At 40.1% G+C, this 18,576-nt stretch carries 12 protein-coding genes and 1 other RNA gene; 2 read left to right on the forward strand and 11 right to left on the reverse strand.

What is annotated here, in order from left to right:
• Positions 1–637 precede the first annotated feature (637 nt).
• Both F9K23_08695 and ssrA read right to left on the reverse strand, forming a co-directional pair.
• Positions 638–1,150, reverse strand: coding sequence for a hypothetical protein (locus F9K23_08695; GenBank protein KAB2916179.1), 513 nt, complete (start codon positions 1,148–1,150; stop codon positions 638–640).
• Between the two features lie 853 nt (positions 1,151–2,003).
• Positions 2,004–2,370, reverse strand: a transfer-messenger RNA (tmRNA) gene (ssrA, locus tag F9K23_08700).
• 122 nt (positions 2,371–2,492) lie between these two features.
• On the opposite strand from ssrA, the gene F9K23_08705 reads away from it, so the two are divergent.
• On the forward strand, positions 2,493–3,689 hold the full coding sequence (locus tag F9K23_08705; GenBank protein ID KAB2916180.1) for an alanine dehydrogenase: 1,197 nt from the start codon (positions 2,493–2,495) through the stop codon (positions 3,687–3,689).
• A gap of 75 nt (positions 3,690–3,764) precedes the next feature.
• On the opposite strand, the gene F9K23_08710 is transcribed toward F9K23_08705, so the two are convergent.
• Both F9K23_08710 and F9K23_08715 read right to left on the reverse strand, forming a co-directional pair.
• Positions 3,765–5,867, reverse strand: coding sequence for a hypothetical protein (locus F9K23_08710; protein ID KAB2916181.1), 2,103 nt, complete (start codon positions 5,865–5,867; stop codon positions 3,765–3,767).
• Positions 5,868–5,879: 12 nt separating this feature from the next.
• Positions 5,880–6,500: a sigma-70 family RNA polymerase sigma factor gene (locus F9K23_08715; protein ID KAB2916182.1), complete on the reverse strand. Its 621-nt coding sequence runs from the start codon at positions 6,498–6,500 to the stop codon at positions 5,880–5,882.
• A 142-nt stretch (positions 6,501–6,642) separates the two neighbouring features.
• Between F9K23_08715 and F9K23_08720 the strand changes: the two genes are divergently transcribed.
• Entirely contained in the window at positions 6,643–7,734 is a 1,092-nt protein-coding gene (locus F9K23_08720) for an aromatic ring-hydroxylating dioxygenase subunit alpha (GenBank protein ID KAB2916183.1), read from the forward strand.
• On the opposite strand, the gene F9K23_08725 is transcribed toward F9K23_08720, so the two are convergent.
• The 7 genes from F9K23_08725 to F9K23_08755 form a co-directional block, all read right to left on the reverse strand.
• The gene (locus F9K23_08725) at positions 7,715–8,962 is read right to left on the reverse strand and encodes a nucleotidyl transferase AbiEii/AbiGii toxin family protein (GenBank protein ID KAB2916184.1); all 1,248 of its coding nucleotides are present in this window, start codon (positions 8,960–8,962) and stop codon (positions 7,715–7,717) included. The genes F9K23_08720 and F9K23_08725 overlap by 20 nt on opposite strands.
• A 14-nt stretch (positions 8,963–8,976) precedes the next feature.
• Positions 8,977–10,092: a nucleotidyl transferase AbiEii/AbiGii toxin family protein gene (locus F9K23_08730; protein ID KAB2916185.1), complete on the reverse strand. Its 1,116-nt coding sequence runs from the start codon at positions 10,090–10,092 to the stop codon at positions 8,977–8,979.
• Positions 10,092–10,697: a hypothetical protein gene (locus tag F9K23_08735; protein ID KAB2916186.1), complete on the reverse strand. Its 606-nt coding sequence runs from the start codon at positions 10,695–10,697 to the stop codon at positions 10,092–10,094. The genes F9K23_08730 and F9K23_08735 overlap by 1 nt, the downstream gene beginning before the upstream one ends.
• A gap of 22 nt (positions 10,698–10,719) precedes the next feature.
• On the reverse strand, positions 10,720–12,450 hold the full coding sequence (locus F9K23_08740) for an amino acid permease (GenBank protein ID KAB2916187.1): 1,731 nt from the start codon (positions 12,448–12,450) through the stop codon (positions 10,720–10,722).
• A gap of 99 nt (positions 12,451–12,549) precedes the next feature.
• Positions 12,550–14,436 (reverse strand): hypothetical protein, encoded by a 1,887-nt coding sequence (locus tag F9K23_08745; protein ID KAB2916188.1) that lies wholly within the window; start codon positions 14,434–14,436, stop codon positions 12,550–12,552.
• A 145-nt stretch (positions 14,437–14,581) separates the two neighbouring features.
• Positions 14,582–15,877, reverse strand: coding sequence for a hypothetical protein (locus F9K23_08750; protein KAB2916189.1), 1,296 nt, complete (start codon positions 15,875–15,877; stop codon positions 14,582–14,584).
• 187 nt (positions 15,878–16,064) lie between these two features.
• Positions 16,065–18,380 (reverse strand): T9SS type A sorting domain-containing protein, encoded by a 2,316-nt coding sequence (locus F9K23_08755; protein ID KAB2916190.1) that lies wholly within the window; start codon positions 18,378–18,380, stop codon positions 16,065–16,067.
• Positions 18,381–18,576: the final 196 nt, after the last annotated feature.

An 18,576-nucleotide genomic window follows, 5' to 3' on the forward strand; every position in this document is an offset into this window, starting at 1 on the left:
TACAAAGGTGATAATTGGAACACTACCGGGAAGGAGCATTATATTACTATTGTTTTATTAACATTTATAAAAACCAGACCACAGGAACCCAAGTCTTTAACATAAAAAACGTTATTATAACTGATAAACCAAAAAAAATAAGATAATATTTTATTTTTTTAACCCATATAAAAAATAAAATATTATAAAAAGCGACTACTAGCAAACTATAGAGGTGAACTTTTGTGTACGCATGGATATATGAATATGCTGTAGGCCCTAATTCCGAACGTGTCATAAAAATTCATTGAATGATCGTTATCGATATAATTATTAAAAAAATAAATAAAAATAATTTTTTCTTCATTTTATAGCTAATTATTTTGCCGATTTGTGTTTTGGAACAGCTTTTTCAATCCCTTCAGAGACCTTTTCAAGCGTTTTGTTCCAGTTAGCTGGAACACTTACTTTATTCTAGTGCCTGAGCAACCCTTCCATTCAATCCCCCCCGCTCTCACAACTCTGTCGCGCAGGTTGTGTGGCAGCGACCTGTATAGTATCAGTTGTACTTTACAATATACCCAATCGGCTGCTGCCCTACAAATTTCATGACTTTTTTATACAAAGGTGATAATTTGGAACACGACCCACCACCAAACTAAAGTTTTTCAACAATAGAGTTTTCAATCATTCTGCCATTTTTATTGCCGGTATATATTATTGAATAAGCCCAATTTCTATTTGCTCCATCCCAATAGTCTCTTTGGTATTTAAAAACCTCATAGGTTAAAGATGGAATTTCTTTATCCCCAAATAATAATTTAAACTTTTGAAAAGTTTTTTTTACTGTGTTTAATGTTGCTTCAAAATAAAATGGGTCTGTCCATTGTTCGGTTGTGTCCATTCGGCCCCAAATTACTACCCCATTAATGTAAAATATTTCATTTTTAAATTCTACACCTGTAATAAGGCTGTCATCAATCCATTTTTCTTTTTTCCATTCAACATATTTTGACCTTAAATATTGAGCTAATATAGCACTTAAAATAACAGATGTATTACCCACCAAATCATTGTAGTAATTTTGATGAAGAGTAGCCGATTTAATGGAAGTAATACTATTGATCAAATTTTCAAATAGCATTTCTGTTAACGTATCAATAGTTCTCATGTTCTAAATATTTTTCTATTGCTTTAATCAAATCTTGTTCCTCCCCGCTCTCGCAAGTCCTTGCGCAGGCTGTGCGGCAGCGACCGGTATAGTATCAGTTGTACTTTGCAATTACCCAATCAGCTGCTGCCATACAAAGGTGATAATTTGGAACACGACACCCTAATTCCTTATTATTCAATTAATTTTCACAAAAGAAATAAAACCATATTTGCTTGGTTGTGCTTCATATAAAAGAAAGGGACAATTAATTGAAAAGTAATAATTATTCTCACAACAACAAGAAATTTGTTTTTCCAGACCATTATTAAAAATTAACCTAATGTGAATGTTTACATTTCGGCCCTCGATAGAAGATTTATTAACAACCTTCCAGTTCCCTGTTGAATCATTCAAGTGAGGAATTTTTTTTGACATATTAAAACTTCGGTCTGCTTTTAATGTAATAGTTAACCCATTTAGCAACGACGAGTCTTGTGAAATATCAACTTTTGACAAGTCGTTTGAAAATAAGTAGGTTCCTATAGAACTTTTATAGCAATTGTTTGAGGCAGTATTACTACAACTACATATAATTGCAAAAATCACTATTGCGCATTTTTTTTTCAAAAACATAGTTATGTGTTTATTAATATACCCCATTTAGAATAAATAAATTATACTTTTGACTAATATTAGTTCTCCCCCCACTCTCACAACTCTGTCGCGCAGGCTGTGTGGCAGCAACTTGTGAGAATAAGTTACCAACTTATTCTTCCAATGCAAAATAACATTTATTTGAAGAGGTGCGTTTGAAATACTGCCATTTGTACAAACAAAAAAGCCAATGGCAAACGGCCAATGGCTTTTAAGTAAGTGGAGCTGAGGGGAGTCGAACCCCTGTCCGGAGCAGGAATTTGTTGCGCTTTCTACATGCTTATTGGCAGTTATTTTCGGGTATTGCTTGGCCTGCCAATTGCCATAACACTACCTTAGGTTGCTAATAATTTATCGGGTTAGCAACAATCGCCCGTAAATACCCGATATATTGACCGTTCCTGATGATAAGCTATCGGATGAACCTATCGGAACGGTTGGCAAAGCGTAATCGTCCTGATTAGGCAGCCAAAGCGAAGTTATTTTCGCCGTTTGTTTTTTGAGCGTTCAGATTATAGGGCATCCGCACAAGGCCCTGCATGCTTACACACAAACCGCTCTACCCGTCAATTCCAGTCAGCCCCATAGTGGTTTGCAGCCTGCAAAGATACTATCAAGCACTGCAAAAAGCATGCACTATTTAAATTTCTATACAAAACACGATATGTAAAAAAGATACCCTTACCAATTTATACCTTTGCCCCCGATGAAAATTGCCTTATTACGCGAGCGGAAAAATCCGCCCGATGAACGTGTTGCCCTTACCCCCCAACAAGCCGCTGAAGTAATGCGGGCTTTCCCCGGTACTATTGTTATTGCACAAAGCTCTCCTTTCAGATGTTTTAAGGATGAGGAATACGAAGCCGCAGGAATTGCTGTGCAAGAAGATGTAAGCGACGCGGATATTCTATTAGGCATTAAGGAAGTGCCTTCTGAATATTTATTGAAAGGCAAAACATATCTGTTTTTCTCACATACAATTAAAAAACAACCGTATAACCGTAATATGCTGCGCGAAGTGCTTAAACAACGCATAAAGCTGGTAGATTATGAGTGTCTTGTATGGGAAAATGGCAGTCGTATTTTAGGATTCGGACGATTTGCAGGCATTATTGGCACCTATAACGGGTTACGCACTTGGGGACAAAAGTTTACCTTATACGATCTTGAACCTGCCCACGAACTGGACACTTATGATGCGCTGAAAAAGCATTTAAAGCTGGTTACCTTTCCGCCTATGAAAATTGCACTTTGCGGCGATGGCCGTGTGGCGCACGGTAGTCTTGAATTATTAAGATATGCCGGTTTTAGAGAGGTGACAAGAGAAGAATTGGTGGAAGAATCATATAATGTGCCTGTTTTTGCCCATTTGCGCCCTGAGGATTTTTACGCCCGTAAAGACGGAGAATTATGGGATAAATCTGACTTTTATGTGCACCCCGAGGAGTATGAAAGTACTTTTTTACCTTATGCTGAGGTAACAGATTTAATGATTAATGCTATTTATTGGCACAATAAAATCCCGGTGTTTTTTACGAAAGAAAACATGAAATCGCAGGATTTCAGGATTAAGGTAATTGCTGATATTACTTGCGATATTGAAGGTAGTGTTCCTTGTACTACACGAGCAACAACAATTGCCGACCCTGTATATGGCTGGCATAGCTATTATGAAAAGGAAACTGACCCATATTTGCCGAATACGGTTGATATTATGGCGGTGGGTAACTTACCCTGCGAATTGCCTAAAGATGCGTCGTACGAGTTTGGACAATCGCTACTAAAATATATTATGGCTCCTTTGTTGATGAGCGATAAAGACAATATAATCAAAAGGGCTACAATTACCGACAATGGTAAGCTTACTGAGCGTTATAACTATTTAGAGGATTACGTTGCGTAATTAAAGTGAGAAAGCCGTCGACTTTCCCAAGCGACGGCTTACACCAATTTATATGAACCTAACTACGAACTAATGTTATTTTGAAGTATTGCTAACCTTATCAATGCTCACTGTTTGTGTATCGCTGTTTTTCAAGCCCAAAAACTCTTTTAATTCTTTATTGCTGCGCATCGGCTTTGAGCTTACTCTTAAAACAGCCTTATTGTTTTTACGGGTAAACGTTGAGAAATCACTCTCATCCAATACAGCCACATAATCATCGGGTAGCACAACAAACAACTGATTATTATCCGACTCGTTGAATTTTAACGTATTATCACAGCATTTGTAATAATAGTTAGACATTAAAATATTCCTGTTTTTAACCAATAAGTAAGCTATATCAACGTGCACCTCGTTATCCTGATAGATAAAATCAACAGTTACTGATTTTGCATTAGTAAGTCTTACAGGGTTGTCAGAATTATATATTCCAAATTTATCGGCACTAAACGCATTTCGTATCGAACTATAATTCATCCTCTGGTCGTCAGCACTCTTTGCCATCTCCTCCTGATGCTCTCTCATCCGTTTTTCCCATTCTGCTTGTGCAGCAAGCCTTGCCGCCTCAGCTTCTTTGCGCAGTTTTTCAAGCTCTTCTGTTTTCTTTGACAATAGCTTGTTGTATTCATTCAGTCTCACTACAAACGCTTCCACTGCGTTTTCATAATCAGCACCTTGCAATATAGGATTCACCAATAATTCAATACTGTTGGTATTTCGCAGATTATACCTTAGCGGTGCGTACGCATTTTGGTTTAGCGGTAGTAGCCTGATATTTCCGTTGTAAGTATAATCATACACCGCGCTGTCGCCTCCTACATGGTTTATGTCGCTACGCTTTTTGTTTTCCTTTTTATCCTTTGTTTTTTTGGATGTGACAGTAGTTTTTTTACGGATAAATAAATTACGGACACTTTGTACAAAACGTTCCCACCATGTTTGCTTCTTCACTTGAACATCCCTGCGGCTCAATGCTTCTTCGTCTTGCTCATAAAACCCATCCGAGATTACATCTCCTCGTTCCAACTTCATCGATAATAAACCCGAAACACTGTCTATTAGGCTGATATCAATCTTTCTCCAAAAGTAATTGTACACAAACGGCTTAAAGTTCTTATCGTCACTATCTACCTCAAACGTAACTCCCATAAAGGCGGCTAACTCAGGATGGTTTATGGTATCAGCCGTCAAGGTGAAGTTTGTTTTTGCAGTGTTCAGCGTTTTAGGCGGTTGCGGTTTGCGTTTCTTCAGTTCCTCTATTTCCGCCAATTTGGCTTCAATTTCTTTACTACCCACCCCTTCTTTGTGCGAAAATGCTACGGTATCACCGTCTACAATCGTAATATTAGTTTCACTCCACGATGAAGCACCTATTGAAGTATCAGTCAAGTATGCTTGTTTAATCCTTTCAGATGGCTCCTTTTCCCAATTTGCATTGCCCAAAAACTGCCAGTTACGGGCAACTGTATCTAAATAGTAATTGTTGAAATTAGCGTGCTTGGCTACTGTTTTTTGTTTGATGGTAATGGGACAAGCCGGGTTTACCAATACTTGTTCACCATCTTTCCAACCTTGTATCTCAAACATTCCTGCCGACTCAAATACAAACTTTTGACCTGCGCTGTCATAAGTCATCGGGATTCCGCTCACAGCAAAATCCACAGGGTCTTTCATTTCCCTGTACTTAATTTCTACTTTACCGTTCACTTCTTTTCCATCAGCAGTTAAGAACAGGCAAGCAGGAATTTCAATCGTTGTACCGCCTTGTACAGTAATGGTTTTAGCTTCTCCACTTGTAATTGTGTACGAAGTAAAATCAACATCAAACCCCTTAAAGGCAGGTTTGATAAATGTGCCACCCTGAGCAGGTTGCGATGTTTGCTGAACGGGTATAGTTGCTGAAACAATTTCAACAGGTTTGGGTTGTTCAGATTTAAAATTAAAGGCCGAAACGGCTATTATGGCTGTGCCAATAACAGCAACCCCTGCACCGCCCCAAAACCACCATTTTTTATAAAACGGAAGCGTTGCCGCCGAGTAGCCCTTCATCACCGCCCCAAAATCTTGCATTTGCCCAATGCTCCTGCTATCTATGGGGTTACGATCTATATTTATTTTAATTCGTTGATTTTTCATGGGTGTAATTTTTTAAGCCTCCTTCATCACGTTTTTTATCCTATCCAGCAATCGGTACAACCGCACCTTTGCGTTATTCTCAGTTATGTCAAGTATTTCGCCTATTTCTTTAAAGCTGCGCTTTTCAAAAAACCGCATCTCTACCAGCATCAGACTTTCGGCATCTAAATCAGCCAATGCGTTTGCCAGTTGTTCGTAATAATCTTCGTAGCGGTCTTCCTCCATCTCATCAATCAAATCATCCAACCCTTCGCTCTCAATATTTATAGTACGCTCGGCTTTGCGACTGTTAAACCATTTATTCAGTTCATTAATTGCTATGCGGTATAACCATGAAGAAAACGGAAACCCTCTGTATTCAAACTTTTTGATATTAACCATCGCATTGATAAACACCTGTTGGGTAATATCCTGCGCTGTATCGGTATCATTTAACCGCTGGTAAACAAATCTGAAAATGGGCTCAAAGTATCTTTTATACAGCGGTTCAAACGCTTCGGGGCGTTTTTTGGCTGCATCTATCAGTTCCTTCTCCCCTTGTATGCTGGGGGGAGGAACGTTGTATCCGGGGGATGGATTCATACGCAATTTTAATAAGGGTTCTACAAAACTCAACAGTGCGCTTTGTTTCATACCCTTGTAATACGATAACGTGGAAAAAGATACACAGAGTTCATAAGTTTTTTATTTTTTGGCGTACCGGTGTCTCCTCCCCCTTTACTTTCAGTTGGTGCGTTCTGCTATTTTTTATAACTTTCAGCTTTAAAATAACGCCATGACCGCCTTTGTAATTGACGAACTGATAGAGAAAGCCAATACGCTGCCTGCACGATTTTATACTGACCCTGAGATATTTGAAGAGTTGAAGGAAAAGGTATTTACCCGCAGTTGGCAGTTTATTGCAGACACTAATGCGGTAAAGGTGCAGGGCGATATGTACCCGTTCAGCTTTTTGGAGGGGTATGTGGATGAACCGTTGTTGTTTACCAAAGACGGAAACGAGCAACTGCACTGCCTATCGAACGTGTGTACGCACCGTGGCAATATTTTGGTGAAAAACCCCACCAACGGTAACCGTGTAATGTGCGGTTATCACGGCCGTTGTTTTGAGTTGGACGGAAGTTTTAGAAGTATGCCTGAAACCAAGGGCATGGAGAATTTCCCCGCCCCTTCTGATAATTTGGCGAAAGCTCCGTTTGCACAGTGGAGCAAGTTTTTGTTTGCATCCATCAACCCTGCTTTTGATTTTAGGGAATTGGTAGACGATATGGAAAAGCGCATTGGCTGGATGCCTTTGCGTGATTTTTGGTTTGAACCTGTCCGCTCACAGGATTATTTGGTGAAGGCAAATTGGGCGTTGTACGTTGATAATTATTTGGAGGGATTCCATATCCCGTTTATTCATAAAGAGTTGGCTAATGCCCTTGATTTTGGCAATTACGGGTATGAAATGTATGAATATGCCAACCTGCAATTAGGCATTGGCAAAAGCGGGGATGTTTTGTTTGATTTACCCGCCACATCGCCTGATTACGGCAAAAATGTAGCGGCTTATTATTATTGGCTATTCCCCAACATGATGTTCAACTTTTACCCTTGGGGCTTGAGTATGAACATAGTGAAACCCATAGGTCCTGAACTTTCAAAGGTGAGCTACCGTGCGTATGTGTGGGACGAGACAAAACTGAACATGGGTGCAGGCGGGGCTATTGACAAGGTGGAACGTGAAGACCAAAACATTGTGGAGGCCGTACAGCGTGGGGTTAAATCAAGATTGTACAAACAAGGCCGTTTCTCACCCAAAATGGAAAAGGGAGTGCACCATTTTCACTCCCTGTTATCAAGGTTTATGAACGAGAGCGACTAGCTCTAAAATCCTCCGGATTTTTAAAAAATAGTTTTTTTCGATTGGGTGGTGGTAACAATGAGAAAACATTTTCTGTGAAACCCGCATTGTTCAGAGCTTCCTTAAAGTCCGTAAAGACTTGTTCCAAGGATTGTGGCCATTTATCTGCATTATGGCTTATTGTTGAATAATCATCCAGCTTAAGGTGTCTAAGATATACTTTATCATGCTGTGACATTTTATCAAGATTTTTAAACTCTTCTGTTTCCATCATATTATTTTCCTTCAAGTAAAAAAACCTTGTTGCCATATCTCCTATAAACCACCTTAAATTATGAATATCTTCTCCCCCTACAGCACATTCGTTAACAAGTTCTTGCCTTGCTCTTAGCATAGCAAGCTCTTTAAAATCAGGGTGTTTTAGCAAATGGATTAAATCAAACACGTCTTTAAAACGAGAATAACACAGTGTTTGATGAAGCTTCCATGCAATTTGTACAGGCAGCGAAACTGCTTTAGGCACTATAAAAGGATTACCGTAACATGGCTTGTACAAAAATGTAACCGGTGGATAAGTTAGTTCTAAATTAAACGAAATCTGAACGGTAATGTCCAATGAGTCAATATTGTCTATTGTAGCTCGTATTTCTGTACTGGTTGTCGGGAAATCATTTTCATTGGCATAATCTAATGATTCCCAAAAAACACCATAAGAACTCTTTTCAAACCTAATTCTATCACCGTCTATATTAGTTTCAACAATCTTATCTAACCACTCAGTAAAAATCATGCGTGCGTGCGATTGGCTATTTAAAGGTTCAGTATAAACCCAATCTATATCCTCAGAATAGCGCATTATCTCATCCGCAAAATAGTGTTTTAGGGCAAAACCACCTTTTAGTACAAAGGGGTGTTCGAAACTTGACGCTCTTTTTAAAAAAGATTCATAAGCTATAGCATAACGATTGTCATAAATACCCGTTTCCACCAATAATTTATGATGTTCATTCTCTTTACGCCGTATTTCTTCCTCCGCTTTCTCTGCTTGTTGAATTATGAACACAGTTTCCAGCTCTTTGGAAGATAATTTTTTTAATATAGCCTCATTACTTTCTTTATTTCTGGCCAGCTCAGAGTACTTTTGGTATTCCTCCCATTCTTTATCGAACTCTTTCCTTTCTTTATAGTATTGATCACGAACAAAAAAGCCAACCAATTTATCCCATATTGCAACAAAAAAATCTATCATCTATTTGGTTAAATTCAATCGTTAATACCTAAAAAACGCTTAAGCTTTTCCATAAAAGTCAATGACTTGTTACCCCCCTTTGGTATGAATTCTTCTTCCTCGTCCTCTTCGTCTTCTTCTATGTTTTCTTTACTCTTATAAAGGTTAGGTTCAGGTGCAATAAAATTCAATTTTTTCCTTGAATAAGGAGGCAAGTTTTCAAACATTTCAAGAGTAAAGCCATTGTCTATAAGTACTATACGAAAATCGGTAAGTAACTCCGAAAGTACAAGGGGTTCTTTCCCAGTTTTACCATACAATTCTTGGTACATAAAACTCCAGAAATTTCGGCTTACTGAAGACTTTTTAACTTGGTTCAATTCATTTTTAAGGCTCTTGAACTCATTACCCTTCATTTGTTGAGTCTCCCTTAAATACGCATACCGAATCGCTTTTTCTGAGATAAACCACTTCAACTGATTAATGTCATCCCCGTTTCCAATGCACTCGTTTACCAACTCCTGTACAATTTGTTCTTTAACTGCACTGTCGTGTTGGATATAAGGCATCAGATATACTAAATCATAAATATCTTTATAACGTGGCCTCGTAATAGTTTGGTGAAGTTTCCACGCAACTTGTTGGGATAATGTTACGGCCTTGGGCACGGTAAACGCCTCCCCAAATAAGGGTTTATAGTACACTTGCACAGGTGGAACACCCAACTCTATATTGAATGATATATCTAAACTCAAACTCAAATTATAGTTTGCTTTCGGGGTCTTTAGTGATCCGTTTATGTAAGTTTTAATAGTTGGGAAATCACTTGTGTTACCGACATAATCTACCCAACTCCATGTATAATCGATAATACTTCCCTCAAAAAGCTCAAACTCAATTCCATCCCCAATATCAATTTCAGTAACATTTTTTATCCAGTCTCCAAACACCTTCTCCACTTCACTAGCACTCTTCAAGGGCAATGGATACACCCAATCAATATCTTCAACATACCGCTCAAAATCAGCAATAACATACTGTCGTGTTAATAAACTGCCTTTAAGCACAAAAGGATGTTCAAAGGTGGATGCCCGCCTTAAAAAGGCTTCGCAGACAACTAAATTTTCATACCTTTTTTTAAATGATTTCATTATCCAAACTTATCAGGTAACCAGTTTTTATCCAACAATACATTAGTATCATATACGCAATACTCCGCTTGTTGTTTATACACCGTGTAATTGTTTTCTTCAAAATTTTTTATCAGTGCTAATATTCTGTTGTCAAATATTGTTTTATCTCCAAACTCACGAAGGGTTACATAGCGTTTACGCTCATTATCCTTTAAAGCATTTTTAGAAAGATGCGCCCCGTTCTTTTCACATAGTTGAAGTAATAATGCTTCTCGTTCAAAATCTACTTTACCATGCCATTCAAAATAATCAACGTTTTGTAATTGACTGTTATCAGTTACTAAGTTATAATTGAATGCTGGTACTTCTATTTTCAATCTGTTCACCTCAAAGCCGTTGCCATTAAGTGTTACTGCGTGTTCTTTGGCTATTTCAAGTGCATAACTGATATCGCTACCTTTAACAATAGCATTAAACATGGGCTGCGAGCAATAATCTCCCCTTGAAAGCTCTATCAGCAGCGGCTTACCTCCCATTTGGTGGCACAATTCTATAAAGCTATCTAACTGTTGAAAAGCAACATCAGCAACAGTTATGTGCAACTCAAAAGGTGTACTAATCATAACAAGAAAACAAAACGCTCAATTACGTCTCTTTTGTACTTAAACGGCTGTTGCGGTAGCTGTAGGTAAAGTAGATAACCAAGCCTATTACCAACCAGATAAAAAAGCCTGCCCAATTGGTATAGCCCAACTCGGTCATTAAATACAAGTTGCACAACAAACCCAGCACGGGTATTAGCGATAAAGATTTTGTGAAACAACGGTAGGCCAAGAAGATGCAAACCCCTATAAAAATAAACATGGGTATTTTGTGGCTGATTACCGCCCAAGTAGCATTATCGCCTGAGAAGCTGAAAAAGTTGGTTAGTCCCTCGGGATTTAGCCAAGCTACCAAACCCAGCAAACCAACTAACAATGCAGGTACAATGTATTTACTGTTTACGTAAGGTATTTTATAACGACTCTTTTCGGTATCGTGATTTTCTTCAAGGCTAAGTACACCGGCACACACCAATACAAAGGCAAACAAAGTGCCTACACTGGTTAAATCTACCACTGTATCAAGGTTTACAAACAATGAGGGTACTGCAACCACTACCCCTGTAACCAAGGTGGCAAAGGCAGGGGTTTTGTATTTGGGGTGAACTTTACTGAATTTTTTGGGTAACAAACCATCGCGGCTCATGCTCATCCATATACGGGGCTGTCCCATTTGATATACCAACAACACCCCGGCAATGGCTATAATAGCGCTAATGCCTATAATGTTTGAAAAATAAGTAAGGTTGAGTTGTTGAAATGCGTGTGCCAAAGGGTCGCCAACGTTCAATTCTTTGTAGCTAACCATACCCGTTAATATCAGTGCAATGATGATGTATAACACGGTGCAAAGCACCAGTGAGATAAACATAGAGCGGGGTAAATCGCGCTGCGGGTTTTTACATTCCTCAGCAGTGGTGCTTATTGCATCAAAACCTATGTAGGCAAAAAACACCCCCGAAATACCTTTTAAGATGCCCGCAAACCCATTGGGAGCAAACGGCGACCACCTTGCAGGGTCTACATAAAATGCCCCGATAGCGATTACAAAAAATACAATTATCAGTTTAAGCAACACCATAATGTTGCCCGCCCTTTTGCTTTCGCGTATGCCTACATACACCAAGTAAGTAATCAATACCGTAATAACAAAGGCAGGTATATCAGCAATCAGTTTTAGTCCGCCTAATTGGGGGGCATTTTCCCAAGCCGTCCAGCCTTCGCGCTGGGTTTCGGTAAGTGTATCAAATGCTGTTCCTTTGGCCAGCAAATCAGTAACTTCATTCCAAGTACTATGTGCTGTAAAATAATCGAGGCATAAATATTCAGGAATATGGATGTGAAAACCCCGCATCAGTGAAGTGAAGTAATCACTCCACGAAATAGCCACCACAATATTTCCTACTGCATATTCCATCACCAGCCCCCAGCCCAGTATCCACGCCATCAATTCACCAAAACTGGCATAAGCATAAGTATAAGCACTACCGCTTAGGGGTATGCGCGATGCAAACTCGGCATAACACATGGCTGAAAATGTGCAGGCTATGGCCGTAAAAACAAACAGCAATATCACAGCGGGGCCACCTTCAAACGATGCTTTGCCAATGGTACTGAAAATACCCGCCCCGATAATGGCGGCTATACCAAACACCACCAAATCACGCAGGGTAAGGTTTTTGGTTAGCTGATGACCGCCTGCTTCTTCCCGCTCGGCGGCCTGTTTAAGTATAATATCTACTGATTTTTTCCTGAAAAGCTGATTGAAATCCACAGTATTTTTTTGCGTAAAAGTATGGCTTGACGGGCTTTAATGCAACAAGTATTAATGAACCTTATATTAGTGATTAAAAAATTGTACCACTACCCCACCTTATTTTGTTTCCAACCGTTTCTTTATTCCGTCAATGGTTGCGGTTAGTTTATCCATGCCATACATTGTTGCCAATTCCAGTGCATACCCAAGCTGTCTTTCCAACTCCTCTTTTTCTTCTTGTTGGTTATAATGATAGTTTTGTAGGATTGAAGGATTTAAATAATCGTTCAATAAATTGTTAACGGTTATTCGTAATGCCGTCTCCGCTTCAGTTATTTCACCGGCAACAGCCAATTGTTCAGCCAAATAAAACACAATTAAATCATACGGGGTATACTCATTGGGGATTATTGAAAGCCCTTTGCGGGCAATAGCAGCCTTGCTTTCCAAATCAGTTGTTTGTGTTGCCAATACTTTATAAGCATTTCTCACGCCCCACACATTAATACCAAATCCGCGGCCTTTTAAGCCTACAAAAAAATTATTCGGGTTAAATGTGAACCTCTCCATCAGGTTTTTGTACATCACTTTTTCATCAACAACCGTAGGTACTATTTCCGCATTCCTTACCGGATACAGTTTTTTAACCACCCCTGTTGACCTCTTGTAATGACTAAGGTGTATATCGTCGTATCCCTCTGCAATGTATATGTTTCGTTGCCAACGGTTGCTGTGCAGTATATCCAACACGGCCAAGCCGTTCAGATAAAGGCTTCTGTTTAGTTCGATACTGATTGTTTGGTCTAACTTATCATTCACAGATAGTTGATTAACCGCCCTAAAAACATCTGCATCAACAGGCATTTCCAAGCCTTCAAAATCAACTGCAATGCTTATGAAATCTGTATCGGGTAATTTATAACTAGCAGCAATTTTTTTCAAAAATGCATCCAGCGTTGGTATGGCTTCTTGTCCTGTTACTCCTTTTTTATCAATGCTGATGTAGTTTAACTTCTCATTCTTATATGCATCGGCAGGCAATGTGAATGCTATTTCTTTATTACCTCCGTAGCCGTTTCGAATCATGTCTATGTATCGCGGTTTTCCCAACAATGAAAGATTGATAACGCTTACATTTTTGCCTATTCCTCTTTTTTGCTGTAGGTACAGTAACGGGTAGGTGTCATTGTCCCCATTACTGAAAAAGATACCGTTATCGTCCATTGAGTTAAAATAGTTAGCTGCTATCTCTAAAAAAGCCTCTCCATATAATCCATCAACAAGATACTTACGGCCTTTTTTTTCATATCCCCATTCAGCCAGTGTTAGGTAGGCATACATATACTCGTTGCTATACTTTATAGAGATATTACCTACCAACGTTTCATAGGCGGGAGCTTGCTGCATCAAACGACCAAATGTTTCAATGGCTTTGTCAACATACACTATAAAACTGTCGGCTAAAGCTTCCGGTATTTTTTTATTAGCCTGAATTTTATTGTTTCCGAAACCGTTTACGTTTTCTACAAATGACAGTGAGTGGCTTGAATAGGCCCTTGCCAGCCCTTCAAGGGCTGTATCACCCAATTTTTTCACTCCGCCCAACTCCTTTATCACGTCAAGGTTATCAAACTCATACCCATAGTAGTAATTTCGTTCAAACCTATACACATCATACATCGCTGCGGTTTTTAAAGCGTTGGTTCGGGTACCTGCTTTTTGAAATTTCAGTTGTAAGTCCTCATACTTTCCGGTTTTGCTGCTCCAAAACACATACTCCTTACCCTGTTTGTATTTTCCGTTGTCGTATTCTTGCTCGTATACTATCCACCCTTTAGGTGTTTTAGCCAATTTCAACCATTTTGAGCCTGTACTTTTATAGTAATATTTGTTGTCAAAATACTCAACTACTTCTTTAAGAGACGGATAATTCAAGTTGGTTTGCGCCTGCATTACGCTTATTGAAAGCAGAAGGAAGAGAAAATACAGCGTTGCTTTTTTCATAGAATTTGTAACGAAAATAATCGTAAACAATTTATAGGGGCGTTTTAATCGATGAATGTGAAAATACCAGATAAAAAAATACCCCTCAAAAGCCGGGGGTTTAAAACCTTGAGCTTTTGAGGGGTAGAATATCTTGCCCGTTTAATTAGTGGTTAGGTCTTGGCGGAGTAGTGCGACCGGGGTTTTGAGTGCCGCTGCCGCTCCGTTGCGAGGGCTGCCTGCTGCCGCCTGTGTTACCTGTACTTCCACCTGTATTGCCGCTATTGCCTATGGTGGTCCCCACTCCTATCCCAATGCTTACTCCTGTTCCAACAGTAGTGCTATGATTGGTAGGCCTTTGAGGGTTGTATTGTGTAGGTTGTTGCGCAGTATTGTTTGCTTTTGTACCGTTTAGGTATTGCATCTCAGGGTCGGTTTGGTGGCGGGCGGTATTGTTTTGAGTTTTAATACAAGGTGCCGAGACCATTTCAGGACTTGCGCCTGCGGTGCAGTTAAAACGGAAACTGCCGCTGGTATTTTTATCGCTGTAAAGCGTACCCAAATCTTGTTTTCCGAATTTATACTCAACTCCAACCCCTGAGGTATTATTGGGTATATCGCCCAAGTTATTGGCATACATGATAATGTAGTTACTACCGGGTTGCAGTTTCACCTGCACAGCTTGCTTTTCTTTTTTAAGGCGAAGGTTTTGAACTACCCAAACCCCGTTAAGGTTGATGGAAATAGTATCGTTATCCTCTACGCCGCTATCCCAAAAATAAAGGGTTACCATCGTGTCACTCACATTGGTGCAGCCTTGTATTTCAACATCGCGGGCGGGCTCATTGCTGTATCGCTTCATACCTGAGTACAAGAAGTTAAACTTGGGGTTAGCCAAATCAGGATTGGCGCGTACCTGCTGGTTTTCATCGTCCATAAAAATCTGCTGCTCTTTGGGGCAGCCGGTCATTATTTGTGCGGCAGGATTGTTACCCGTAACCAACAAACGCAGTGTTCCGTTGGTGTGCAGGTTACTGCTAAGGGTTGCTTTTCCTTCGTGCCCGTTTTCTTTTATGGCCATTGCGGCGGTATTGTCGTGCAAGTCGCCCAAATTATTGGCAAACAACAACAGTTGGTTTCCGCCGGGGGCAAGCACCACGTCCATTTCTTGTTTGGCATTTGTTAAACGGAAATTACTCAATATCCACTGACCGTTCAGTTGCACCGATACAGTATCGTTATCCTCCACTCCGCAATCCCACAATACCAGTTTCACGGTGGTTTGTTTCACCTCCATGCAGGCTTGGTTATTGGGCAACCGTTTTTGGGTAGCTGCCGTAAGAGCCGCCGCTTGTTGAGCCGAAATTGGCTGGGTAGTAATGGGTGTTATGTTTTGCGCTATCGACGGAAGTGCCAATGCGCCGCTAAGCAGATAAAAGGCAAGTGTGTATAGTTTTTTCATAGCGATAGTAATTTACTCATTTACAGTACACCAAAATAATGCCATAAGTTCAATTTATTGCTGTGAATAATTTGTAATGAATTGATTGACGGGTATAAAACCTCATAACTAATGAAAAAAAGCCCCGAAGAAGTTTGCACAACCCCGGGGCTTTATATAACAAATGGTGGCCTGTGTGTTCAGGAAATTATTTTAGGATTACTTTCTGATAAAAACGTTGGTTGCTATCATCAGTAATGATTATAAAATATGTGCCTTTTGATTGACGGCTCAAATCGATGGCCGTAGTAGTGCCTGTTACTGCTTCATCAAACACTTTGCGCCCGTCTGTCGTATAGGCTTTTACATTTTTAAGCGCATTGGTTGATGTAAGCAGAGAGATGTTTAACACTCCATCGGTGGGGTTAGGATAGGAAGAAACAATACCTGTAGCGGGTGTAATCCCTTCGGTAGTTAATACTTCCTCTATACTTTCTTTTGTGGCGTTGGTAAGCATTGCATCCATTTCGTCAACCGCTGGTTCTGACCCGTCAATTGAAGGGGTAAGCAATGGTGGCGGGAAATTATACACCGCTGATTGCGAATCGGTTTGGCATCCATTGTTCACTACCAATGATACAGTGTACGACCCATAGCTTGCATACGCATGTGTTGGGTTGCGCAGGGTACTTGTATTACCGTCGCCAAAATACCATTTGTAGGTGTGGGTGTAAGCGTTACAAGTATCATAACCATGCTTGTACTTTATTTTTCTGCCTTCGATAGCTCCGTTTGAAACCACTGCATTTACAAACGAAGTAAGCTGTTTTAATACACCGGAGCTCTGGTTATAATAAGTTCCGCTGGGTGATGTTTGCAGTTTTACGGCTTTTACATATAAATGGTTGGTGGCATAAGGCAAGCAATTGTATGTATAAGTGCTGTCGGTAATTAGGCTGTCGTTAAGTTTTGTATATACACTGTCGCCATTACTTACATAAACGTTATACCCCAAAACAGTATCGGTGGTTTTATTCCATTTTAGTTTACCGCTGCCAAACATCGGCGTTGAAGTAACGTTTGAAGCCGGTTTTATAACATCATTGCGCAAAGTTAAATCGCCCATTAATGCCTGATGAATTGCACGGGCGTAAAAACCGGTGGGCGCATATAACGATACATTGTTTTGCGATACATTGGTGCTGTACCCAATGTTTTCGCCCATTGCCATGTGATGGAAGAACCAATTTGGTCTGCCGCCCCAAACATTGGTAAGCGTAGTACCCGAACATAAAGGGGCACGCAAAAAGCAATTGCTGGCATCCCAATCTCCAAAGTAGCTGCCAAACAAAATGCTAAAGGTGGCTTTTATGCTATTATTCACAAAGCTATCGGTATTTCCTATGCCGCCGGCACTGGTGTAGCTTCCGCCACCGCAACCATACGCCCATTGGTATGATGAGTTTTTAAGGGTTGATATATAGTCTAACGATGATACATTGCTGCTGCCCACAATGGGTGCAATATTGCGCCAACCGTTAGCAGCAAAAGCCTCACCGCCAAAGTAGCCAAAGTTGTCGTCTACCAAACCGCGCTGAATGGTGGTATAATTTTTCACCCTGTAATCATGGTCTTTGGTAAAGTAATCCTGCATTAACTGCAATTCGGTTTTTGTGCTAAAAGCAGGCATATTGGCCAAATCAATACGGCCTACTTGTAACTCAACTGTACCGTCGGGCACATAGGTTTGGTCAAATTTTCCGTCGCCGGGTATATTATCGTTTTGTGTGCGCGATGCAGATGTGTTGTTAACGGATACATCCGTCCAGGTACCGTTCATATCACCATAATACACATCGGCAGGCCAAGCCCCAATATGGTCGCCATGCCCGTCAGGAGCAAAATTACCGCTGTAAGGTACAGGCACATGCCCCACCAGCATTACCGCTTTTGTGTTCGGCGAATCAACATTATAGGCAGTAACAATAGTACTTTTTACGGATGCCGCCGTTGCCGAACGACTTACGTAAAAGGTTTTCACCCGCCAGCCGTCGGCTTTCATATCAGCTATGTAAGTTCCTATTTCTGTGCTGAGTGATGAAACAAAAGTACTGTCGATAATCAGTAACAGTATGCCCCTGTTGGCTACGGCAGCAAGGTTTATCCCTGTGTTTATGTAGCCGTATCCGGTGTATGTGGTTGCTCCTATTGTGGCGGTGCGGGTAACTTTATATTCATAGGCTGTGTTTACGGTTACGTTTGTATCTTGAAATGAAGTGGCTGAGCCGCTAAGTGTGGCAATTGCACTGGGCCATGTTTTATCGGCTTTGGTTTTACGGTAAACAGTGAACCCGGTGGCTGTGGCTCCTGAAACGGCTGCCCACGATACTGTAATTGAAGGTGGACTTACTTCTGTGGTGGCTTGTAGTTTAACACTAACTGTTTCTGACGTTTGCGCTGTTAAACCGGAGAAAAGCATAAAAAGTATGCTTGTAAGCAATAATGGTTTGATAGTTTTTTTCATGATAAGATTGATAATGATTAAAAAAAATCCTGCCCTTTGCACGGCCGTTGCAAAATGAAGGTTGGGACAGCTTAAATTGATAGTTTTTTAGCGGTCTTTTCCCGTTTTCAGGATAATAAACAATGCGAATCGATTCTAAAACGAAGATAATGAGCGGGTTTTAAAAAACAAAGTTAACTTACCATTAACTAAACAC

This window comes from Bacteroidota bacterium, from assembly GCA_008933805.1.
Taxonomy (GTDB): Bacteria; Bacteroidota; Bacteroidia; order UBA8524; family UBA8524; genus SB11.